The organism is Verrucomicrobiales bacterium (assembly GCA_016793885.1).
In the GTDB taxonomy this organism is placed as follows: domain Bacteria; phylum Verrucomicrobiota; class Verrucomicrobiia; order Limisphaerales; family UBA11320; genus UBA11320.
The window spans coordinates 46631-71112 of the sequence record JAEUHE010000150.1 but is presented as its reverse complement, the minus strand read 5'-3'; the positions used below and the strand labels follow the sequence as shown (position 1 = coordinate 71112).

General features: G+C 59.9%; 10 protein-coding genes. 5 read left to right on the top strand and 5 right to left on the bottom strand.

Annotated elements, in window-relative coordinates; all coding sequences use genetic code 11:
* The first annotated feature begins 353 nt into the window (after window positions 1-353).
* The 4 genes from JNN07_17095 (at window position 354) to JNN07_17080 (ending at window position 10733) form a co-directional block, all read left to right on the top strand.
* On the top strand, window positions 354-785 hold the full coding sequence (locus JNN07_17095; protein ID MBL9169460.1) for a response regulator: 432 nt from the start codon (window positions 354-356) through the stop codon (window positions 783-785).
* 93 nt (window positions 786-878) lie between these two features.
* Window positions 879-1217 (top strand): BON domain-containing protein, encoded by a 339-nt coding sequence (locus JNN07_17090; GenBank protein MBL9169459.1) that lies wholly within the window; start codon window positions 879-881, stop codon window positions 1215-1217.
* A gap of 295 nt (window positions 1218-1512) precedes the next feature.
* Window positions 1513-1707 carry a DUF2934 domain-containing protein gene (locus JNN07_17085; GenBank protein ID MBL9169458.1) on the top strand — a complete coding sequence of 65 codons (195 nt, stop codon included), beginning with the start codon at window positions 1513-1515 and terminating at the stop codon, window positions 1705-1707.
* 89 nt (window positions 1708-1796) lie between these two features.
* Entirely contained in the window at window positions 1797-10733 is an 8937-nt protein-coding gene (locus tag JNN07_17080; GenBank protein MBL9169457.1) for a hypothetical protein, read from the top strand.
* A 2-nt stretch (window positions 10734-10735) separates the two neighbouring features.
* Here JNN07_17080 and JNN07_17075 read toward each other — a convergent pair whose 3' ends face one another.
* The 4 genes from JNN07_17075 to JNN07_17060 form a co-directional block, all read right to left on the bottom strand.
* Entirely contained in the window at window positions 10736-11536 is an 801-nt protein-coding gene (locus tag JNN07_17075) for a hypothetical protein (GenBank protein ID MBL9169456.1), read from the bottom strand.
* Between the two features lie 64 nt (window positions 11537-11600).
* A complete protein-coding gene (locus tag JNN07_17070) occupies window positions 11601-12122 on the bottom strand; it encodes a DUF892 family protein (protein MBL9169455.1) in 522 nt (173 codons plus the stop codon).
* Between the two features lie 195 nt (window positions 12123-12317).
* Complete coding sequence (locus JNN07_17065) at window positions 12318-13637, bottom strand: PRC-barrel domain-containing protein (GenBank protein ID MBL9169454.1); 1320 nt, start codon at window positions 13635-13637, stop codon at window positions 12318-12320.
* Between the two features lie 1161 nt (window positions 13638-14798).
* A complete protein-coding gene (locus JNN07_17060) occupies window positions 14799-14999 on the bottom strand; it encodes a CsbD family protein (GenBank protein ID MBL9169453.1) in 201 nt (66 codons plus the stop codon).
* A gap of 505 nt (window positions 15000-15504) precedes the next feature.
* On the opposite strand from JNN07_17060, the gene JNN07_17055 reads away from it, so the two are divergent.
* Window positions 15505-18000: a response regulator gene (locus tag JNN07_17055; GenBank protein MBL9169452.1), complete on the top strand. Its 2496-nt coding sequence runs from the start codon at window positions 15505-15507 to the stop codon at window positions 17998-18000.
* On the opposite strand, the gene JNN07_17050 is transcribed toward JNN07_17055, so the two are convergent.
* A complete protein-coding gene (locus JNN07_17050; protein ID MBL9169451.1) occupies window positions 17997-24293 on the bottom strand; it encodes a HAMP domain-containing protein in 6297 nt (2098 codons plus the stop codon). The genes JNN07_17055 and JNN07_17050 overlap by 4 nt on opposite strands.
* Between the last annotated feature and the right edge of the window lie 189 nt (window positions 24294-24482).

The following is a 24482-nucleotide window of genomic DNA, read 5'->3' as shown; positions in this document are numbered from 1 at the left end:
CTGAAAGGTTGCGGCGATTCCCAATCACCGCCGGACGCTGCGCGAGGCATGCGCCTTTCCCGTTCGCAGGCTTCAGAGTCATGCCATGCAAAAGCCGGAATCGTGCCGAGACGGGAAGCACGGCCAGCGGACGTCCGATGCTTAAGCTGCAGAGCGCTTTGCATGGTCCGGCGAACCGACCGGGCGAAATGCAAGCGTCTCAGGCCCGAGGGGATCTTATCAGGGTCCATAACTGCACGCTCCGCTCGGCGGACTCATGGCACACCACCAGCTAAGGATGCTTGGCGCGGTTTGAGACCCGACACAGGTCACGAACGCCGATGAATCAACGATCACATCAACCTCGATAACCTATGGAACTCTCGCCCGATCTACTCACCTTGGAGACGCACCGGCAGGACGTGACATCCGGCAGGACGCCTCGCATCCTGATTCTGGAGGATGATCCGGCTCTCCGCCGCATTCTTTGGAGAACGTTCGCCGGGTGGGGATGGTCGGCGGTCACGGCTGCCACGCTCGATGAGGCAAAACTCTACGCCTCCGAAAAATCAAGCTACAACCTGATTATTTCGGACTACCACCTTCCCGACGGCACCGGACTAGAGTTTATGGACTGGATCGTGGAGCGAGGTAACCCGCCCCCGTTCATTCTCATGTCAGCCGATGCGCGGATTCCCTTCCGGATACAAGCCAAACGGCTGCAGAAACCATTTTCGATTGATGAGCTCAGGTCCTTGGTCGAATCCACCTTATTGTTGAAAGCCAATCAGTCGCGGTTGGACTGAGCATTCGTCGGGACACCACCGCTGGCACGTACGCTGCTAAAGATTACTCACAAGTAAAAAAACATCATCACCTCAACCATAAATAGGTTCCCCATGAAATGCTCCCCCAATTTTCTCTCCCTTCTAGCCAGTTCCAGTATCCTCCTGAGCACCGGGCTCTGGACCGGTTGCATGACCAATGCGAGCAGCGATCGAACAGCCGAGCAAAACCGCGAAGACGGCACCATCACCACTCGGGTTAAAGCCGCGCTTGCGACCGATCCCCAGTACAAATATGACGGGGTGATTGTCTCCACCTTCCACAGCCACGTCCAACTCAGCGGCTTTGTCGATTCGGAGGCTCAGAAGGACCAGGCCGGCGAAATCACGGAGAAGGTGGCCGGCGTCAAAAAGGTTGATAACAAGATCTCGCTCAAGAAGCCGACTCAGTAGAGCAGCTCAACTCAGCCGCTCGTATTGGGTCTCACCTCCGCCCACAGCCCGCAGGTCGCGAGAATGCTAGGGAGCTGCAGCTACTGCAGCTCCCTTCATTATTTTAGGCCTCAGACGCGGCGGCGCGGACCAACGGGGAGCCCACCTTTCAGGATGCTTATGCACCTCGCGATGAGCCATTGCAATTTGCATAAACTCTTTCCGCGGCCTCTTTCCCTCACTTGCTAGATGCCTTGTATTGTTGGCTTTACCGAAACCAGCGATGTCCGGCGCGGTTCCTGCTGAAGGAACGAGTATGAACACGAACAACTGTTATCCTGCCGACTATTACCAAAACGGTTTAGTGAGCCCCGAAGATGTGAGAGCACTGGCCCAGCGGCTCTCGCTGGAACGTGGGGATGTGCCCGGCGAAGGCTCCCAACATTGGCTAGAAGCGGAAGCCTGGTTTCGATTTAGGAACAGCGAGGGAGGCGATCCAGTGTGGAGTTGACGGAAAGTGCCAGCCACCGCGAAGGAAGAACAAGCCCTGGCGGCTGACCCCGAGCGCAGTACTGGATGCAATCCACTTTCTCCATATGGATGACCACCCTTCGGTCGTGGCTTCCTCGCTTCTCTCAGCCGCTCGAACCCCCACTTCGGGGGGAACTGCTCGGCAGGGACGAACTGGAGGCGCGAGCCGGCACCATGGCCCGGCTTCACCGAGTGGGCAAACAGACGCGCTCGAGCCATCTGCTCCGCCGCCTGGATGCGAATGAAGCAGCGCTCAGCACTTTTAACCGCGCTTCCCTAGGAGTAAGGCAAGTGCGGGTGATGACGCCGGCGGCCGAGTGGTTGCTGGACAACCTGGGACTGATCAGTGAGCAAATCACCCTGGCGCGACGACATCTGCCTAGCAGCTACAGCAAGGAGCTTCCAGCCCTGTCAGCGGGCCCCTCAGCCGGTCTTCCCCGAATTTACGATTTAATGCTGGAGTTCCTGGCGCACACGGATGCGCAGGTCGATTCCGAGCTATTGATTAGCTTCGTCGCGGCCTATCGCCCAGAGCTCCCCCTCACGTTGGGCGAGCTGTGGGCGGTGCCGATCATGCTTCGCCTGGGGCTGATCGAGAACCTGAGGAGAATCAGTGCGCGGGTCACGATCGGTCGACATGAACGCGACCTGGCGGACGCTTGGGCCGACCGTCTGGAAAAAGTCCTGACGACCAACCCTTCTGATTTGCTGGTCGTCGTCGCCGAAATGGCCCAATCCAAGCTTTCCTTTCACAGCGCCTTCGTGGCCCAGTTCTGCCAACGCGTCTCCCGGCTGGATCCAGCCGTGCACTTCGCCCGGCATTGGCTGGAACAGCGAATTGCGCAAAACGGAACTTCCGTCGAGGAGATGATTCTCAAGGAAAGCCGCGACCAAACCTCAGATCAAGCTTCCGTTAGCCGCTCGATCTCCAGCCTGCGTTTTCTGGGGGCATATGATTGGCGTCAATTTGTGGAAACGCTCAGTCATGTGGAGCGCGAATTGCGGAACGATCCGGCCGGGGTCTATGCCAGCATGGATTTTGCGACGCGCGATCATTATCGCCACTGTGTGGAACAAATCGCGCGTCACAGCGGATCCAACGAGCCACAGGTGGCGCACATGGCGATCGAGTCCGCCCGCGCAGGCAGCGGCGATCGCGATCAGCATGTGGGGTTCCACCTGGCGGACAGGGGCCGCCGCCAGCTCGAACATCGACTCCAAGCCTCCCTGCCCCTCAAGCTAAGGCTCGAGCGTCTGATCCGAGATCATCCCCTAAAATACTACTTGGGCGGCAGCGCGTTCATTGTGCTGCTGATGAGCGCGTACGGCGTTATGGCAGCCCAGGACTCCGAAAGTCCGTGGTGGAAAGTTCTGCTGTTCGGCGGCACGACGGTTCTCGCCTCGAGTCAGTTGGCGATCGCGTTGATGAACGCCTTGTCAACCATGGTGGTCAAACCGAGACTGCTGCCCAGGATGGATTTTTCTAACGGGGTGGATGAGCGCTCGACCACCATGGTGGTGGTGCCAACCCTGCTGACGAGCACGGAAACAGCCGATCAGCTGCTGGAAACACTCGAGATACACTATCTCGCCAACCGTGACCGCCAGGTTTACTTCGCCCTGCTGACCGACTTTCGAGATGCTGCGAGCGAAACGGTTCAGGGCGACGCAGAACTCGTGGCACGGATTCATTCCGGAGTGGAACTCCTGAATGCGAAATACCAGGCCGACCGTCCCGGCATCTTCTATTTGTTTCATCGCCCTCGCCGATGGAATGCGGTTCAGGGCACCTGGATGGGCTACGAGAGAAAACGAGGCAAGCTCGCCGAGTTCAACGCGATTCTGCGCGGCCATGGGTTGGAGCGGTTCTCCACGATCGTAGGATCCATCGAACGGCTGCCGACGATTCGGTACGTTATCACACTGGACACTGACACCCAGCTTCCACGCGATGCGGCGAGGAAGCTAATCGGGACCATTGCGCATCCACTCAACCGTCCGCGCCTGGATCCAAACCAGGGGATTGTGGTCGAGGGATATGGCATTTTGCAGCCGCGCGTAGGGGTAAGCCTGCCGAGCGCGGCCAAATCCTGGTTCGTGCGGCTCTTCGCAGGCGACGCCGGCATCGATCCCTACACCCGAGCGGTTTCGGATGTCTACCAGGATGTCTTCGGAGAAGGCTCCTTCATTGGGAAGGGCATTTATGACGTGGATGCATTTGAGCAGGCGATGAAGGGTCGCTTCCCCGAAAACAGCATTCTCAGCCACGACCTGATCGAATCGGTGCACGCGCGCTCGGCCCTGGTCAGCGACGTGGAGCTCTATGAGGAGCACCCCTCTCGTTACAACGCCGACGTGAACCGCCGACATCGCTGGATCCGCGGGGATTGGCAGATTTCACAGTGGCTGCTTCCCCGTGTTCCCGGCTCGGACGCCCGAAGGATCCTCAATCCCATTTCCGCTCTGTCCCGCTGGAAAATATTCGACAATCTGCGTCGAAGCGTGGTCCCACTGAGCTTGCTGATCCTGATGGTCGGAGGCGGCTGGTTGGCACCCCATCGTCCGGAGCTAGGCCTGACTCTGGCCCTCGTCATCTTGTTTTTGCCCGGGTTTTTGACAGTGGTTCGGGACGCATGGCGCAAATCCGCGGAATGGCCCTGGGCGATGCATTTCGCTTCGGTGGGGCGCGGTTCGCTCCGCATGCTCGCTCAAACATCCCTTACAGTGTTATTTCTTCCCTACGATGCCTGGATGAGTCTGGATGCCGTGGGCCGAACGATGGCCCGAGTGCTATTCACCGGCAAGCGTCTGCTGGAGTGGCAGACCTCCAGCGATGCGGAACGTAACGCGCGCACCGACCGGGCCGGTTTTTATCTGAGCATGTGGATTTGCCCGGTCCTGGGAGTGGCGGTGCTCGTGTTGGAGTATGCCAACTCCCTGCCCGTCCAGTTGCCTCAGTCCCTCATCGGGCTGACCTGGATCGTCGCACCGTGGGCCGCCTGGTGGATCAGCCTGCCGATCGCCACCCGTCCCATCCGGCTAAGCCCTACGCAGCACACGTTCCTCCGCCACAGCGCCCGCAGGACGTGGCGGTTCTTCGAAACGTTCGTGAGTCAGGAGGAGCATTGGCTTCCCCCTGACAATTACCAGGAGATCCCCGCTCCCTTGGTGGCCTCACGGACCTCCCCCACCAACATCGGCCTGGGGCTGCTCTCGAACCTCGCCGCGGTCGACCTTGGTTATCTCTCTCAAGGGCAGCTGGTCGAACACTGTCGCCGGACCCTGGGCACGCTGCGCGGACTGGAACGATACCGGGGACACCTCTATAATTGGTACGATACGCGCACTCTGAAACCGCTATTGCCGCATTATGTTTCGACAGTAGATAGCGGCAATCTCGCCGGATGTCTTATGGTCCTCGCGGCAGGGCTAGAGGAAGGGCGCGCGGCCAAGCCGGTAGGGGCCCAGATCTTCGTCGGCCTGCGCGATACGTTGGCCCTCCTCTATGAAGCGGCGGGGGGACCGGCTTACCTGCAGCCATTCCTCGCTTCCCTGGACTCCCCGCCGGCGGACCCGGGCGCGGCGGCTCACCTGCTGCGGCGATTAGTTATCGTGGCGGAAAAGGCGGTCGTCGACTTGTCGTCTCGATCCGAGGAAGCCTCGTTCTGGAGTGCCGCGTTTCTCCGCGAGGCTCAGGCGCACCTGCACGAATTGGAATGGTTCGCTCCATGGCTCTTTCACACCGCGGAGCCGGCGTTCGATCCACAGTTGGACGGAGAGCTTCGCCAGTTGGAAGGCATGCTGACCCTGGGAGACTTGGCGAGCGAGAACAGCAGCCTCAAATCCAAGCTTTCCACGCTCTTGGAGGGCAGCCGAAAGTCCGGGGATCGAAAGCAGACGGAGCATTGGTCTCATCGGTTGCGAAGCTCTGAGACCGTCCGGGAGAGGGCTGCGCAGCGTTTGAGAGAGCTTGACGAGCTCGCCGCGATGGCGCGGGAGATGGCGTCCATGGATTTCGCCTTCTTATATGATGTCGATCGCGACCTGTTCCGAACGGGCTACAATGTGGGAGAGCATCGCTTTGACGCAGGACACTACGATCTCCTGGCGTCGGAAGCCCGCCTGGCGAGCTTCGTGGCCATCGCGCAGGGACAGGTTCCGCAGGAGCATTGGTTCGTGCTGGGTCGTCTGCTCGCGTCGGTTGGAGGCGAGCCCGTCCTGGTTTCGTGGAGCGGCTCGGTCTTCGAGTATCTGATGCCGTTGCTGGTGATGCCCTCCTACGACGGCACATTGCTGGATCGGACCTACCAGGCGGCCATCCATGCGCAGATCAGCTACGGCAAGATCTGTGGCGTGCCCTGGGGAATTTCGGAATCCGGCTACAACCTCACCGATGCGCATCGGAACTACCAATATCGGGCCTTCGGCGTGCCTGGGCTGGGCTTCAAACGCGGATTGTCGGATGACCTTGTGCTGGCGCCGTATGCGGCGGTCATGGGCCTCATGGTGGCTCCTGAGGAGGCGGTTCTCAACTTGGAGCGGCTCGCCCGGGAAGGAGCTTTGTCCGACTACGGGTTCTATGAAGCGATAGACTACACGCCATCCCGAGTGCCCCCCGGCCATACCATGGCCATTGTGAAATCCTACATGGCTCACCACGCGGGGATGAGCCTGCTAAGCCTGACCTACCTCTTGGCAGACCGGCCCATGCAACGCCGCTTCCTCGCGGACCCCATGTTCAAAGCAGTCGATCTCCTGCTTCACGAGCGCACCCCCAAGGCGCTGACCAAGCTGGGCACCGAGGAAGGAGCCGTCGCGTCGGCGGTGCCGTTGCTGACCGAGGATGAAGTCGATACTGGAGTGCGCGTCTTTACCCGACCAGACCTTCCGAGCCCCGAGGTGCACCTTCTGTCGAACGGTCGCTATCATCTGATGATTTCGTCAGCGGGGGGCGGTTACAGCCACTGGCGGGATTTGGCTCTTACGCGATGGCGAGAGGATGCGACCCGTGATGCCTGGGGCTCGTTTTGTTACCTGAGAAATCTGGACGATGGCAGCGTGTTCTCCGCCACCTTCCAGCCCACCCTCCAATCCTCGGGCACTTACGAAGTTACCTTTAACCAGGGACGCGCGGAGTTTCGCCAGCGACGGGGCGATCTGGAGATTCACCTCGAAATCAGTATCTCGCCCGAGGACGACGTGGAGCTTCGCCGTCTGACCTTGGCCAATCATTCGAGCCAGCCGATGTCGATCGAGGTCACCACCTGCGCGGAGATTGTTCTGGCGCCCCAATCTGCGGATGCTTCGCACCCGGCTTTCAGCAATCTATTCGTCCAGACCGAGTTTATCGAGAGCAGCCAGTCCCTGCTCTGCACGCGACGGAGCCGCTCCGACAGCGATAAACCCATCTGGTTCATCCACTCCTTGATCGGGACGGCCGAGGAATTGTCATCCCTTTCCTACGAAACCGACCGATCCCGATTCATAGGTCGAGGCCGGGATTTGGCGGCGCCGGCCGCTATGCTCGCAGCTGGGGCCCTGTCCAACTCAGTGGGCTCGGTGCTTGATCCCCTGGTGGCCCTTCGCGGCGTGCTGCTGGTGCCGGCGGAATCCAAGGTGCGGGTGGAGGCTATCTTTGGGGTGGGCGAGACTCGCGAGATGGCAATCAGGCTGGGAGACAAGTATCGTACTCACCGAATGGCGGATCGGCTGGTCGATCTGGCCTGGACTGAAAGCCAGGTCACCCTGCGCAATTTGGGGGTGACGGGGGGAGAAGCCGGTCTGTTCAGCGCGCTGGCGAGTTCATTGATCTATGCCGATGAAACCCGGCGCACCACTCGCACCACCCTCCTCAACAACCGAAAAAACCAGAGCGGCCTCTGGAGCCTGGGAGTTTCCGGGGATCTTCCGATCGCGTTGCTGGTCCTGAGCGACGGCACCAAGACGGAACTTCTGAGACAGGTGATTCGGGCGCATGCCTATTGGCGCATCAAGGGGCTGGCGGCTGATCTCGTCATCCTGAACGAGGACACCTCGGTCTATCACCAATCAGCGCATGCCAGCATTATCCAGATTATTGAGTCGGGAATCGAATCGCAGATGCTGGACAAACCCGGGGGCATCTTTGTGCGTCGGGCGGAGCAACTCCCGGCCGAAGACCGCTTGCTGCTGCACGCGGCCGCGAGAATCATTCTAACGGATGGCGCTGGATCCCTGAGCCAACAGGTCGAGCGCCGGGCGGGTTTCGAGCCGGAGATGCCCGCCCTGCGGTCTTCGATTCTGCCCGCCGCTCCCGAAACCATCGAAGATTCCAGCCCGCTGCCACGCCTTTTCGACAACGGCCTCGGCGGCTTCACGGAGGACGGGAAGGAATACTTGATGGTGCTTTCCGGGGGAATGCCTCTGGAGCCGTTGAGCCTGCCACCATCCTTTCGGCCCAACGGAAACACCGCGAAAGATCCGCGGTTTCGACTGTTCGCGACACCCCGGCGCTGGATCCACCATGCCGAGAGCGAGATTCGCGACAGCGTGACCCAGTTGTTCTCCCCTGCACAAGAGACCAAGGCAGGCGCCAGTTCGCAGCTTCCGCAAACCACCCCCGCCCCCTGGATCAATGTGATTGCCAACGCCTACTTCGGCACGGTGGTGTCCGAGAGCGGGGCGGGCTACTCCTGGCTCGAGAACAGCCACGAATTCCGCCTGACCCCATGGAGCAACGATCCGGTGTCCGATCCCTGCGGAGAGGCATTTTACATTCGCGATGAGGAGACCGGGCAGTTTTGGTCCCCCTGCCCCTTGCCGACGCGCGGAAGCGGGAGCTATCGCATTAGCCATGGATTTGGTTACAGCACCTTCGAACATCGGCAGCAGGGCATCCACTCGGAGCTGACCATTTTCGTGGCACCTGACGCCCCCATCAAATTTACCACCCTGCGTTTGCGCAACGAGTCGGGCAGGCCGCGCCGGCTGACGGTGTTCGGCTACTGGGAATGGGTCCTCGGAGCCCTCCGACCGCAGACACTCATGCATGTGCGAACGGAGATCGATCCTAGGACTGGAGCCATTCTGGCTCGCAACCTCTTCAGCAATGACTTTGCAAGCCGCGTCGCGTTTGTAGACGTCAGCGAACCCACGCGCTCCGTCTCCTGCGATCGTAAGGAGTTTTTGGGGCGGCACGGGCGTCTGAGCGCGCCGGCGGCACTCAAACGGACGGGGCTGTCGGGAAGGACTGGCGCCGGGCTGGATCCCTGCACCGCCGTGCAGGTTGAGGTTGAACTGGCGGATCAGCAGGAACACGAGGTGGCGTTTCGATTGGGTGCAGGCCGCAGCCTGGAGGAGGTGCAATATCTGATCCAGCGCTTCCGGAGATCTGATGCGGCCAAAGCCACACTGCAGGAAGTGAGAGCCTATTGGGAACGAACCCTGGGCGCCGTCCAAGTTGAGACTCCCGATCCGGCCGTCAACGTGATGGCCAATGGGTGGCTGCTGTACCAGACCCTCAGCTGCCGAATGTGGGGCCGTACGGGCCTATACCAGTCCGGCGGAGCTTATGGCTTTCGCGACCAGCTTCAAGATGCGATGGCGCTCGTGCACGCCGAACCGGCCCTGCTAAGGGAACAAATCCTGCGGGCGGCTTCCCGTCAGTTTCGCGAGGGCGATGTGCAGCACTGGTGGCATCCCCCGATGGGGCGGGGCGTGCGCACGAAATTCAGCGACGACTACCTCTGGCTCCCATTCGCCACATGTCGTTACGTCCGCTCTCTGAATGACACCGGTATCCTGGACGAAATGATTCCCTTTCTGGAAGCTCGAGCCCTGCGGCCGGAGGAGGAGGGCTATTACGATCTGCCACAGAGGTCGACGGAGAGCGCCAGTCTATACGAGCACTGTGTGCGCGCCATCCGCCATGGCCTTCGATTCGGCGAGCACGGGTTGCCCTTGATCGGCTGCGGGGATTGGAATGACGGATTGAATGCGGTCGGCATCCATGGGCGCGGAGAAAGCGTGTGGTTAGGGTTCTTCCTCTATGATGTGCTGAGGCAATTTGGAAAACTGGCGGTGTTGCGGGGCGATCCAGTCTTCGCCGAACTTTGCTCCTCCCAGGCGGAACTCCTGGCGCAGAACATCGAGCGCAATGCTTGGGATGGCTCGTGGTACCGCAGAGCCTACTTTGATGACGGCCAGCCGCTGGGTTCCCAGCAGAACCTCGAGTGCAAAATCGATTCGTTGCCACAGAGCTGGTCGGTACTGTCGGGAGCGGGCAACTACGCGCGCTCGGTCCAATCGCTTCAGGCGGTTTACGAACGGCTGGTCCGGCCCCAGGCAAAGCTGATACAGCTTTTCGATCCTCCCTTCGAAACATCCCAGCCCAACCCCGGGTACATCAAGGGTTATGTACCGGGGGTCCGGGAAAACGGGGGGCAATACACGCACGCGGCGATCTGGATGGTGATGGCCCTCGCGCAGCTAGGCCAAAACGATCGGGCCTGGGAACTGTTTCACCTCCTGAACCCGGTGAATCACGGCAAAACCGCCGAAGGCATCGCGATCTACAAGGTCGAGCCCTATGTTGTGGCCGCCGATGTGTATGCGGTCTCCCCTCACTCCGGCCGAGGGGGATGGACTTGGTACACCGGCTCGGCGGGGTGGATGTACCGCTGTGTGGTGGAAAGCCTGTTGGGAATTCGGAGGGAGGGAGACCGGCTGATTCTACGCCCGCGGCTCCCGGCGTCGTGGCCAGGGGTGAAAATGCGGTATCGCTACCACGCGACTTTCTACGACATCACGGTCACCAAGCGTGCGGATGACAGTATCGATGGCAGAACCGGTCTTTATCTCGATGGCCAAGCGGTGCAGGAAAACTGGCTTCCCCTTCACAATGACTTGGGAAAACACTCCGTGGAACTCATCCTTGGGCCGAATCTTCAAGGCGTCGAGCCAACCTCCACCCCACCAACGTCGGTGGAATCGGCCTCGGAGGTGCGCCGTCCCGAGGCTGCGACCTGAGTTTAATAGGGCTGATCCAACAGCCCACCGCTCCCCTCGCGCTCGCCCGACCGGCCAAACACCTCATCCTCGCGTAGGCTTGCCTCGACACGATGCTGATCTCTAGAAAGCTGTTCGACCTGAACATCGGCGAATCGACCGAGCGCAGGGTCCAACTTTCGCAGCCCTGGATTGCCATAAGCTTTGATGGCCGCCGCGAGGGCAGTTTTGAGACAGGTCAATCCCATCCGATCCCGACGAGCCGCGGGCTCGAAGGACGAAGGTCCTCGCCTCACCAATCCCGTGCTCGCAGCGGAGTCATTTACCCCGAACGCGGATTCAGAGGCGCTCACGCTCAACTCGCCCGCCAGCGCCGGTGGAAGCGTGAGGGTCAGGCCAGCCATGGGCGCAGACGGGTCGGCGTTCAGTCCAGAACCGCGAGATCCAGCGTCGTCCGAGCGCGCCACTGAATCCCTCGCTGCCACGGCAGCCTGAGCGATACGGTTCGTGAGCATCCCCAGGTTGGACTGAACTTGACGGTAACGCTGCGCGATCTCACCTCCCATTTGGCGTATCAGGGGATCTCGGCTGCTGTTTTTGAGGTTCTCCCCTGCAACGATGATTCGATGTCCTACGCGAAAAAGTTCAGCGACATCCCCCGCGCTGAGTCCGCTGAACCGGGGCGCAGGATTCTCCGAAGTGGGATGAACGACGAGGCCGCGGTTATCCTGCGCGTTGCTCCAGAGCAACGACAGGCCGAGGCCGGCCATTAAGGCTCGTGCCCACGACATCCGGCTGGTGGGTGATGCTGATCGTGGTTGCATAAGATTACCTTTGTTTAGAAAGGAGGCGAGCGCGCGCTGCCTCCAACTCGCCGTCAGCCCACCTCTAACCGCCGCAGATCATCTGATCGCCATTCTGTCCACAGCTTCGGGCGGCTCCGGGGTATTCAATGGCGATATAGTCTCCGATGCTCTTCTCGCAGGCCCGCTCTTCTGCCAGCGTCTTGAGGAGCAGCGCAGACGCCTCCTCCAACCCCAGCTGCCGTGCCCACTCGGACAAGCAGCTGTAAGTCGCCATTTCATAGTGCTCTATTTTTTGCACCGAACAGGCAATCGCAGCATTAATGCTGGAGTAGGCTTTGTGGTCAGCGACGAGGTCATGAGCATCCTCGATAAGCCCGACCACGGCATGACACTTTCTTCCCGACGCGGGTTTTTGACACAGCTCGAAAATGGTATTCAAACGCTGAACATGGAACTCAGTCTCAATGATGTGATGATGCAGCAAATCCCGCAGCGCCTCCTCGGTAATGTGCCGCATCAACTTGGGAAGCACGCGCGTGAACCTTTGTTCCGCGTCGTAAATATCCGACAGTTGCTCCAGAAACAGCTTAGTGAGCCTTTCCATACTCCGAAAGGGTAAGCGGATCGTGATAGACACACATCTTCATGATCCGCGGGTTAACACATCCGACAAGCAATTGACACTGGGCCAGGTTTCTTGGTGGTTCGATGGAGCACAGCCCGAGCTCCTGCTTAGAACCGAAACCGGCCCAGTGTCAGGGGCAGCCCCCTCAGGAGCTGCAATCCCCCTCGCGAGGGCTCAATTGTTGTTTACGTCGCGCTTGATTTCCAGCTGATCATCGACGTCTCCATTGCGGGAGTGCTTCTTGGCCAACTCGACGATCCAGGCTCGCTCCTCTTCCGAATTGACGGGCCCGCGGAGGGTGATGCGGCCATTCACAGTGATGACCTTGACATTGCGAGCGTTGACCGAGAGTGCGTCGCGGTCGTTGATCTGCTGACGAATCTGGCGGGTTGTTTCCACATCCGCCTCGCTCTTTCCCTGGTCCAAGGGCGACAAACGATCCGCCTGGCGATCGCGGACATTCCGACTGGTGTTGTCTGCATCCGTGGTGAAGTAAGGCTCCACTCCATAGGCACGGTATACCTTGCCCGAGTAGGCCGGATCGCCAAAATTCGGCCATTCGGAGGACTTGAAGTTCGGCGCGGCTGCCAGCTGTTCCTTGGTCAAGTTAATCTGGATAGCATCCCGGGACGCGTTATAGCGGAGGACGTTGGGCGGCACCACATTCAGGGTATCACCAATCCCCAGCACTCCCCCTGACGAGATGATCACATGGACAATGCGGCCGGTCTCCAGATCGAGAATCAGATTGTCAACTTCGCCGCACTTCTTGTTCTCCTGGTTGATCACGTTCATTCCGATCACGGCACTTGCCTTGTTCAACCAGCCCAGCTGGGAAGGTGAGGTTCGTGAGCTGTCAAACTGCCGACTCTCGACAATCGCGTCGGCTGGGCGGGTTACTGAGACATCGGGCCGCTCTAACTTAGTTCCGTCCAGGCGAGTGGCCGGGTTTTGGGTCGGGGTTGCAGCAGGCGCCGGTGGCGTTGTGCGTAAATCTGCATCAGCCCTTTGAAAATAGGGTTCCTGCCCGTAGTAGGTGTAGGTCTGCGTCAGGCGATCTCGCTGCACCTGCTCATCCCAACGAGACTTCTCAAATGCGGGCGCGTCTCTGAACTTATCCTTGTCCACATTTAAACGAAGGTTTTTGGATGAAGGTTCGTAGGTGAACGCCGAAGGGGGTACAGCGATGTCCTTGGACCCGACTCCCAGGACGCCCCCCGTGCTGACGATGACCAGGCTGACCCTGCCGGATTCCAGGTCGATGGCGATATCATCCACCTTGCCCAGCGACTTGCCTTCGGCGTTGCTCACCGCTTTTCCGATCAACTCCGAGGCCTTGGAAGGGGCCGCCAAGGTTTCGCCGCTCGCGGTGCTATGGCGTAACGTTTTGTGGGGGCTCTCCAGGGCGGGACGAGTGGTGGGCTCCGCAGCCGTGCCCGTGGTGGCGATGGCACAGGTCATTGCGATTAAAGCGTGTTGGTAGATTGGTTTCATGGGAAGTTTCATCATTGCGGTTGTTGGTTGTGAGCAGCGACTGCTCCAAAGGACGATCACCGATTAGCCAGTGGCGTGCCGAAACTTTCCCATTGAGTGGGTGCTTGCGACTAAAGGCTTTAGCCTGGTGTGACCTAGATGAGCAAACAACGCGAGGTGCATTGTGCAACCGGAGCACCCCGGTTTCGTGCAGGGTGCAACCACCTAATTCGTTAAGTGGGATTCACCTGCCACGATCGCATGGGTGCAATTTGCATTCCCCACCATGCAGGTTGCAGCACGATGCGGCCCCCGACTGTTAACCGATACGCCCCCTCGTCTGCGCGACCCCACGGAAAATGAGGATTATCGGCCAGCGAAGGCGCGGAGCCGGACCCCAGACAACTCGGCAACGTTTGTGCTTTAGGAGATCTGACTTTGAAGAATTTATGAAAACCCTTCCGGTGGCCGTGGCCTCGTTCGTGATAAGCCTTGTGATTGTGGTCGAAGCAGGAGGCCAAGCGCTGACGGCCTTAGCTCCCCCTCTCACCGTGTCCCACCGCCCCTCCCTGAATCCCGTTCCCGCTCCCTACCCTTTCATTTCCCCATTCGTGGGAAGCAATGGGTTTTACTCTGGCTTATTCCCCATGAAGAGCATCTCTCTGCCACCTTTTCCCGCTCTCTCTTCGACCACAATGGCTATGCAACCGTTGATGGTGAGTTCCAATCGCACCACGTCGACGGGCTCTTTCCGGGTTGTTAAAGCGCCTCGTTGGCTGACCAATGCGTTTGCCGTGAGCAACGCAATCGCTCAGGCACCAACACCGCCCGCCGACAGGCCCTTACCACCCACGGGTCTGAGGATCATCTCCATAGGACCCTAGGGACTTCTGAATAAACTAACCCTCGGGCCAGGATTTACTCTCAGCGGACCCGTAGCATTCAGCAGGGGAGACCGCATGATGAACACAGAGCCCGACCGAACCCTGTCGTCCTCCCCTCACTACGGCTGCGAGCATACAGGTCTACCGCGCTCGGGCGCTGGGGCGGTGGAAACCCATAGGGATATGCTTGAATCGCCCCGCTCCGAATTCCGAGTGCAGGTGCACCGGCGGGAGCGGGGCGTCTGAAGAAACCACTATGGTTTGGAATTTGAAAGGATGATGCGCGCAGGCTGGCAGCCTAGCGGCAGTTCTCGCATTCCCGATCAATCGCTCGTTCGATTTCTTCGCGAGTCTTCCCAGTTCGCTTCTGGAGACGGCCAATCAATTCGGTCTCTTTTCCTTCCACAAACTTGAGGTCGTCATCAGTCAGGTCGGCATACTGTTGTTTCAGTTTACCTTTGATGACATTCCAGTTTCCTTTGAGTTGCAGTGTGTTCATGGCGTTAAGTGGTTGTCGATTTTACGGGTCAATCCACCCCCAGTGGAGTGGTGACAGCAGTTGGTCTGCATAGATTGTACCGCCAGTTGCGAGGGCGGTTTCGGTGGCATTGCGGGTAATTTTCAAGGGATATCACAGGAGGCCAAGTTTCCGAATTGCAGATTACCCAGGGCCATATCGGTGCCCAACTGCAGATTGCATGATCGAGTGACTTACGGATTAAAGTGTCATCGACTGTCGGAGGATACGCGAATTCCCTGATGTCATTTTCAGCTTGTCGCTTGCACACCCCGGGCGCGCATGCTAATTCACACGCATCGCGTTTTTACTAGTTCGACGACTCAACAGCGACACTCCAGCCAAATCGTCCCAAGAGACATGTGTGCTAGGAATGACTCACCAGACGCCGGGCGGAATTGCCGAGGCACCCTTGCGCCCGCCGCGTCACACGCGCCGCTTGCATGAGTGACACCCTGGGAGCGAATGCAACGAAGAGGGCCTGCCCATGAGCACAACGGCCGAGCTAACGGGACGACCAAGCGTCAACCTCCTCCTGGTGGACGACCAAGTTCGAAATTTGGAGGTCCTCGAGGCCATCCTCGAGTCGCCCGATTACCGTCTGGTGCGGGCTCCCTCCGGAAACGCAGCGTTGCTCGCCCTCATGAATGAGGAATTTGCCGCCATCGTACTCGACATCCAAATGCCCGATATGAGTGGTTTGGAGCTTGCGAGACTGATCAAGCAGCGCAAACGCAACCAGTATATCCCCATCCTCTTCCTGACCGCGCATTTTTTGGAGGACACCGATGTGCTGGAAGGTTACGGGGTGGGGGCGGTGGACTACCTGACCAAGCCGATCAACCCTCAGATCCTGCGGTCCAAGGTGGCCGCGTTCGTTGAACTCTTTAGGACCACCCGAGCACTCGAGCAGGCCAACCTGGCCCTCGAACAGGAGATCGGACAGCGCAAGGCGGCGCAAGCGGCCCTGACTCGGGTGAACGATGAGTTGGAACTTCGAGTGCGGCAGCGAACGGAAGAGTTGAGCCGCAGTGAGGAACAATTTCGGAGAGCGATCGAGGACGCTCCCATCCCGGTGATCATGCACGCGGAGGATGGCCAGGTGCTGCAGATCAGCAAAACTTGGGCGAAGTTGACGGGGTACACCATGGCGGAGGTGCCCACCATGGATGCCTGGTTGACGCGCGCCTATGGATATGGGGCCAACGAGATCCGCAGCGCCGTTCGCAGTCTCTTTGAAAGGGACACGGGCATGGGCGAGGTCGAGTTCGAAATCCTCACCCGGAGCGGCCAGCAGCGGGTTTGGGCGTTCAGCGCCTCCTCCCCGGGGGTTTTGGGCGACGGGCGCCGATTCGTCGTCGGAACCGCGCTGGATATCACGGAACGAAAAGCGGCGGCGGACCTCCTGCGTCATAGCGAAGCGCGCTACCGGCACCTGATTCACGCTCTCCCCACCGCCATTTACACCTGCGATGCGGATGGAGTGATCACATTGTACAATCAGGCTGCCATAGATCTATGGGGACGTGCCCCCGAAATCGGCCAGGAGTCGTGGTGCGGTGCCGTTCGTTCCTATCTTCCGAACGGGAGCTACCTGGCACCCGACGCCGGCCCCATGGCACTGACCCTCCGAAGCGGATGCACCCACCATCGTCAGGAAATGGTGATCGAAAGGCCGGATGGATCGCAGCGGTTCGTGATCTTCGATGCTCATCCCCTGCGGGACCAGGAAGGAGAGCTGATGGGTGCGGTGAGCATTGTGTTGGATGTCACCGAATCCAAACGAACGGAAGCCGCGCTCCGAGAGGCCAAAGAGGAGGCTGAAGCAGCCTCCAAGGCCAAGGACGACTTTCTCGCGGCGCTTTCTCACGAACTGAGAACGCCCCTCAATCCAGCGCTCCTACTGGCGAGCGAACGGGAGGGCGACCCAATGCTGGAGGCGGCGGTGCGTGAGGATTTTGGCGCCATCCGCCAAGACATTGAACTGGAGGCGCGCCTCATTGACGATCTGCTGGATCTGACCCGGATCTCCAGCGGCAAGCTTCACCTGGAGCCCCGTCGCATTGACCTTCATGCGCTGATCCACTGGAGTTGGGATCGTCTCAGAGCGGAAGCCGACGAAAAGCAAATCCAGGTCCACTTCGACTGCGGGACGGCCACCCCCTGGCTCAAGGCTGATCCCGTGCGCCTGCAGCAGGTGTTCAGCAATCTGATGAAGAATGCGTTACGCTTCACGCCAGCCGGGGGCCGGATAGAGATTCGTTCCTATGCGGTGGCACCGGAGGCCTGGAGAGTGGAGATCGCGGACACGGGAGTGGGCATCGCCAGCGAAGACTTGGAACGGATTTTTTCTCCCTTCACTCAAGGGGAGCACGGCCCTCGATTTGGCGGGCTGGGCCTGGGACTCGCCATCTGCCGGAGGCTGGTGGAGCTTCACCGCGGACGCATTTTCGCGGAAAGCGAGGGACCGGGCCGCGGCGCGCGGTTCATCATCGAACTGCCGTCCAGCGTTGGCCCAGACGGAGGAGACGAAAAATCCACCAGCCCCTTCCGGGTCGCCATGCGTCCAGCCGCGGGACCGCAGGTTTCGTTCCGCATTTTGTTGGTGGAGGACCACGGCCAGACGCGCCGTACTCTCGCGCGGCTTCTCACTCAACGAGGCCACACGGTCACCACGGCGGAGAGCGTACGGGAGGCCCTGGAACAAGCGCAATCCTTCAGCTTTGACCTGTTGCTCTCCGACCTGGGACTGCCGGATGGCAACGGCCACGACCTTATCGGGGAGCTTCGGCAACTGCGACCAGACTGCTGGGGCATCGCCCTCAGCGGCTACGGGATGGAAAGTGATGCTCAACGCAGCTTGGACGCTGGGTTCCACGCCCACTTGACCAAGCCGATCGATATTCAAGCCCTGGAACAAACGCTCAGCGTCATCCGATCGATGCCGCCCGCTCCGCGGCGAGCTGAACCGAACACTCCTTAGCGAAAGAGCCAAACGCGGAGGAGCGAGAGGAGCTGGTCCGTGTTTACGGGCTTGGCGATATAGTCAGAAGCGCCGGCCTCCAGGCACTTCTCACGATCTCCCTTCATCGCTTTGGCTGTCAGGGCCAGGATGGGCAGCGACCGAAAACGAGCCTCCTTCCGAATTTCCCGCATCGTCTGAAAGCCGTCCATCTCAGGCATCATAATGTCCATCAAGACCACGGCGATGTCGGGTGTTTGCTGGATGGTATCGATCGCCTGTCGCCCGTTGGTTGCGCTGAGCACCTGCATTTCTGCTCCCTCCAGCACCGTCGCCAGAGCGTAGATGTTGCGAGCGTCATCATCGACAATCATGACCTTCCGATGGCGCAGCGCTTCGTTCGAATCGTGCAGCCGTGCCAGCATCCGTTGCTTATCCTCGGGAAGATCGGTAATGACACGGTGCAGGAACAACGACGTCTCGTCCAAAAGGCGTTCCAGAGAGTGAACATCCTTGAGGACCACCGTCTTGGCCATCTGCCGCAACTGGGTCTCCTCAGGGGGAGTGAGGTCTTTTCCCGTGAAGATGATGATGGGGAGGTTGCGCAGCGCGGGCTCCGCCTGGACCTTCTCCAACAACTCAAATCCAGTCATGTCGGGAAGCCGCAAGTCTAAGACTGCGCAGTCGAAGGGTCGGTCGAACAGCGCCCTCATCGCCTCGGCACCGGAAGGCACCGCCGTGATTTCAATGTCTCCATGGCTGAGCAACTCCACGATGCATTGGCGTTCGAGGGCGTCGTCTTCGATCACCAGGAGTCGCTTGGTGTGAGGTTCCGCGAACTCGCGGAGGCGAAGCAGCGAACTCTCGATGCTCGCCGTCGTGGTTGGTTTCACCAGATAGGCAAAGGCACCGTGGGAAAGACCATGCTGCCGCTCTTCCTCGCAGGTGATGATCTGTACCGGAATATGCCGGGTCGAAGCGTCCAACTTGAGGTTGTTCAGCACCGTCCATCCGAGCATGTCCGGGAGGAACACGTCGAGGGAGATGGCGGTGGGACGAAGTTCGCGGGCCAAGGTCAACGCCAAGGCCCCGCGCTGAGCCACCACGCCTTTGAATCCACAATCGCGGGCTAGCCCCAACAGCACACGCGCATAGTGGGGATCATCCTCCACGATCAGGATCGAGACATCGCCGGGTCGGAGATTATGGCGATCGTCCGGAATGTCCTCCTCGCGAATCTTGGGCAAAACTGGCAGTCCCGTGCTCAACGGGGTTTGAGCAGGAAAGACGGGAGCCGGTGTGAACCGGCTGGCCACGGGCCCGAGGTAACTGTGCGGAAGATAGAGCGTAAACGTGCTCCCCTCGCCCAGCGTGCTGGCGAGCCGGATCTCGCCACCCAGCAGGGTGGCAAGCTCACGACTGATGGCCAAACCAAGACCGGTTCCTCCATACTTCCGGCTCGTGCTCGCATCCGCTTGCTGGAAGGCTTCAAACACCAGCTTCTGCTTGTCCGGAGCGATGCCGATTCCGGTGTCGCGCACGGCAAACGACAGCACCACGGAGGAGCGGCTCAGGACAGGATGGGTGAGACTCCAGCCCCCGGAGGCCGGGGCGACGAGCATGGTCACCTGCCCCTGATGCGTAAACTTGAAAGCATTGGACAGGAGATTCTTCAAAATCTGGTGCAGCCGTTTTGGATCGGTGGTGACCGAGCGGGGCAGCGATTCGTCGAACTCGAGGTGGAAGGGCACATTCTTGGCCTCCGCCACATGGCGAAAGTTTCGCTCGATCGTGTCGCGCAGGTTGGCGAAGGGTGTCTCCTCCGCCTCGACCGTCACCGTACCCGATTCAATCTTGGAGAGATCCAGGATGTCGTTGATCAAATTCAGCAGCTCAGATCCCGCGGAATGGACATTCTTGGACCATTCGACCTGTTTCTCCGTGAGGTTTCCATTGGTGTTGTTCGCCAACTGTTGGCCGAGGATCAAAATGCTGTTCAGAGGGGTCCGCAGCTCATGGGACATGTTGGCCAGGAACTCGGACTTGTACTTGGAGGTCAGCGCAAGTTCGGCCGCCTTCTCCTCCAAAGCCCGCCGCGCCTGTTCGACTTCCTTGTTCTTGCGCTCCACCTCCTCATTCTGCTCCGCGAGCTGCCTGGCCTTTTCGCCCAATTCTTGATTCGTGTTCTGCAGTTCCGTTTGACGAGTCTGCAGTTCGGCGGTCAGCTCCTGGGACTGTTTCAACAACCCTTCGGTGCGCATATTGGCCTCGATGGTGTTCAACACCACGCCGATGCTCTGGGTGAGCTGTTCGAGAAACGCCACATGCGTGTCGGTGAATGGTTGAAGGGAGGCAAGCTCCACGACGGCCTTGGTCTCCCCTTCGAACAGCACGGGAAGAACAATGAGATGGCGAGGAGAGCTTTCCCCCAGGCTGGAGTGCACCCGGATATAATCCGCCGGGATATTCGCCAGCAGGATCCGCTGTTTCTCCAGAGCACACTGCCCCACCAGGCCTTCACCCAGCGCGAACACGTCCGGCTCGCCTGATTCGCCTCCGGCAGCATAACCGGCGAGGCGCCGGAGATAAGGCTGAAGCTCCCCGGTGACCATCTGATAGATCGTCCCATGCTGGGCCTGGATCAACGGGGCCAGCTGCGAAAGCAACATCTGCCCGACAGTCACGAGATCCCGTTGCCCCTGGAGCATGCCCGTGAACTTCGCGAGATTGGTTTTCAGCCAGTTTTGTTCCTGGTTGCGTTGGGTGGTCTCCCGGAGATTGCCGATCATGGTGTTGATATTGTCCTTCAGATCGGCGACTTCTCCGCGGGCTTCCACGGTGATGGACCTCGTCAAATCCCCCTCTGTGACCGCGGTCGCCACCTCCGCGATGGCGCGCACCTGGGTGGTGAGATTGGCAGCCAGTTGGTTCACATTGCCTGTCAGGTCCAGCCAGGTTCCAGAGGCGCCCGGAACATGGGCCTGCCCGCCCAGCCGTCCATCCACCCCGACCTCGCGAGCCACGTTGGTGACCTGCTCGGCAAAGGTGGCCAGAGTGTCCGTCATGTTATTGATGGTCTCCGCCAGCGCGGCGACTTCACCCTTGGCTTCAACGGTCAGCTTCTGCCTCAGATTGCCGTCCGCCACCGCGGTCACAACCTTCACGATACCCCGGACCTGATTGGTCAGGTTCGCGGCCATGACGTTCACATTGTCGGTCAAGTCTTTCCACGTCCCTGCGACGCCGGAAACCTGAGCCTGGCCGCCGAGCTTCCCTTCGGTGCCCACCTCCCTAGCCACCCGTGTGACCTCGGCGGCGAAGGCGTTCAGCTGATCCACCATCGTATTGATGGTGTTTTTAAGCTCCAGGATCTCACCCTTCACGTCCACGGTGATCTTGCGTGAGAGATCGCCACGCGCAACGGCCGTGGTGACCTCGGCGATGTTGCGAACCTGAGCGGTCAAGTTCGTTCCCATCGCGTTCACGGAATCCGTAAGGTCCTTCCAGGTGCCGGCCACCCCGGGAACAATTGCCTGTCCCCCCAGCCGGCCCTCAGTACCCACTTCGCGCGCCACGCGCGTCACTTCGGAGGCGAAGGAACGCAGCTGTTCCACCATCGTGTTGATGGTCTCCTTCAGCTGCAGAATCTCGCCGCGCACATCCACGGTGATCTTGCGGGAGAGGTCCCCATTCGCCACCGCGATTGTGACATCCGCGATGTTTCGCACCTGATTCGTCAGATTGCTTGCCATGGAATTCACATTGTCGGTAAGCACCTTCCACGTCCCCGCGACCCCGGGAACCTGAGCCTGGCCGCCCAGCTTCCCCTCCGTCCCGACTTCCCGCGCCACCCGGCTGACTTCCGAAGCGAAGGCGTTCAGCTGATCCACCATGGTATTGATGGTTTCCTTCAACTGGAGGAGCTCACCGCGAACGTCGACGGTAATCTTTCGAGACAGATCGCCGTTGGCCACCGCGATCGTGACGTCCGCGATATTTCGCACCTGATTGGTCAGGTTGCTCGCCATCGAGTTGACACTGTCAGTCAGCCCTTTCCAGGTACCCGCCACCCCCGGCACCTGAGCCTGGCCGCCCAGCTTCCCCTCGGTCCCCACCTCCCGCGCCACCCGCGTCACCTCGGAGGCAAAACCGTTGAGCTGATCCACCATGGTGTTGATCGTCTCCTTGAGCTGCAGGATCTCACCGCGCACATCGACGGTGATTTTGCGCGACAAGTCCCCCCGGGCGATGGCGGTGGCCACGTCCGCAATGTTGCGCACCTGGTCCGTCAGGTTGCTCGCCATCGAGTTCACGGAGTCCGTCAGATCCTTCCACGTGCCAGCCACCCCCTTGGCTTCGGCCTGGCCGCCCAGCTTGCCTTCCGTTCCCACCTCGCGCGCGACGCGGGTGACTTCCGAGGCGAATCCGTTGAGCTGGTCCACCATGGTGTTGATGGTGTCCTTCAGCTCGAGGATTTCTCCGCGCACATCCACAGTGATCTTTCGCGAGAGATCCCCACGGGCGACCGCGGTCGCCACCTCCGCGATGTTTCGGACCTGCGCCGTCAAATTGCTCGCCATCGAATTGACATTGTCGGTCAGATCCTTCCAGGTGCCCGCGACACCTCGCACCTCCGCCTGGCCGCCGAGCTTTCCCTCGGTGCCCACCTCCCGCGCCACCCGGCTGACCTCCGAGGCGAATCCGTTGAGCTGATCCACCATGGTGTTGATGGTGTCCTTCAACTCGAGGATTTCCCCGCGTACATCCACGGTGATTTTCCGCGAGAGATCGCCGTTGGCTATCGCCGTGGCGACTTCCGCGATGTTTCTAACCTGAGACGTCAGGTTATTCGCCATGGAGTTTACGTTGTCGGTCAGATCTTTCCACGTGCCCGCCACACCCCGCACCTCCGCCTGCCCGCCCAACTTGCCTTCGCTGCCCACCTCCCGGGCGACGCGGCTGACCTCGGAAGCGAAAGCATTCAGCCGGTCGACCATCGTATTGATCGTTTCCTTGAGCTGCAGGATCTCACCTCGGACATCGACCGTGATTTTTCGAGACAGGTCGCCGCTGGCAATGGCCGTGGCGACATTGGCAATGTTGCGCACCTGGTTCGTCAGGTTGCTGGCCATGGAGTTCACGTTGTCGGTCAGATCTTTCCAGGTGCCCGCCACCCCTGGGACCTCCGCCTGGCCCCCCAGCTTCCCCTCCGTGCCGACTTCACGGGCCACCCGCGTGACCTCGGAAGCAAACGAGTTCAGCTGATCCACCATGGTGTTGATCGTGTCTTTGAGCTCCAGAATCTCCCCCCGCACATCCACGGTGATCTTCCGGGAAAGATCGCCCCGCGCCACGGCCGTCGTGACCTCTGCGATGTTACGAACCTGCGCTGTTAGATTGCTGGCCATGGAGTTCACGTTATCGGTGAGATCCTTCCAGGTGCCCGCCACTCCGGGCACGATCGCCTGCCCCCCCAGCTTGCCCTCGGTCCCCACCTCGCGCGCTACCCGGGTGACCTCCGAGGCAAACGAACGAAGCTGCTCCACCATGGTGTTGATGGCTTCCTTGAGCTGCAGGATTTCCCCCCGCACATCGACGGTGATTTTTCGTGAGAGATCCCCGTTGGCCACCGCGATGGTCACTTCGGAAATGTTGCGCACCTGCGCGGTCAGGTTACCCGCCATCTGATTCACACTCTCGGTGAGATCGCGCCATACGCCGCTTACCCCCTTAACCTGAGCTTGCCCTCCCAGCTTCCCCTCCGTGCCCACCTCGCGGGCGACTCGGGTTACTTCCGAGGTGAAAACCCCGAGCTGCTCGATCATTTTGTTGACGATGTTGGCGCTGCGGAGGAACTCGCCCTCCAGGGGACGACCTTCCACTTCGAGTGTCATGGGTTGGGTCAAATCTCCTTTGGCCACCGCGGTGATGGTGCGGGTCACCTCCGTCGTTGGCCACACCAGATCATCAATCAGCGTATTGATCGCCTCGACTTTTCTGCTCCAGTCCCCGCTGGCTCCCGAAACCGTCAACCTCTGCTTCAGCTTGCCTTCCTTCCCCACTGAGTGACTCACCCGAGCGGTGTCCACGGTCAACCGTTCGTTGAAGGAAATGATGTCGTTGAACTCGTCCGCAATCTTCCCCGCAACCCCGGTCCAGTCCGACGGAAGACGAACCGAGAAGTCGCCCTCCTTGTACGCCCGCAAAGCATAGAGAAGCTGGGACAACAGATCAGCGTGGCCATCTAGCTCGGTCTCCCCGCGAACAGGAGAGAGCACTACAGCGGACGATTTCTTTGTCGAGGGACGTTTCATAGAGGCAAGTCGTTTAGAATGGCTTCGTTAGTAGCGCTTCCACTCAGGGGAGGCGTTGACCCTAGTGACTCAGGACAGTGGCCGGCAGCCGTTTTTGTGGGAATGTGCGTTGGACCTGGAGACTTAAGGCTGCCTTGCCGAAAGTAATTGGCGGGTGCGACGGGAACAAGTTTTTTGATGACCGGAACG

Coding starts and splice junctions, on each gene's coding strand:
- JNN07_17080 (MBL9169457.1), top strand. CDS start 1,797: ATGACCACCCTTCGGTCGTGGCTTCCTCGCTTCTCTCAGCCGCTCGAA.
- JNN07_17055 (MBL9169452.1), top strand. CDS start 15,505: ATGAGCACAACGGCCGAGCTAACGGGACGACCAAGCGTCAACCTCCTC.
- JNN07_17050 (MBL9169451.1), bottom strand. CDS start 24,293: ATGAAACGTCCCTCGACAAAGAAATCGTCCGCTGTAGTGCTCTCTCCT.
- JNN07_17090 (MBL9169459.1), top strand. CDS start 879: ATGAAATGCTCCCCCAATTTTCTCTCCCTTCTAGCCAGTTCCAGTATC.
- JNN07_17095 (MBL9169460.1), top strand. CDS start 354: ATGGAACTCTCGCCCGATCTACTCACCTTGGAGACGCACCGGCAGGAC.
- JNN07_17075 (MBL9169456.1), bottom strand. CDS start 11,536: ATGCAACCACGATCAGCATCACCCACCAGCCGGATGTCGTGGGCACGA.
- JNN07_17070 (MBL9169455.1), bottom strand. CDS start 12,122: ATGGAAAGGCTCACTAAGCTGTTTCTGGAGCAACTGTCGGATATTTAC.
- JNN07_17060 (MBL9169453.1), bottom strand. CDS start 14,999: ATGAACACACTGCAACTCAAAGGAAACTGGAATGTCATCAAAGGTAAA.
- JNN07_17065 (MBL9169454.1), bottom strand. CDS start 13,637: ATGAAACCAATCTACCAACACGCTTTAATCGCAATGACCTGTGCCATC.
- JNN07_17085 (MBL9169458.1), top strand. CDS start 1,513: ATGAACACGAACAACTGTTATCCTGCCGACTATTACCAAAACGGTTTA.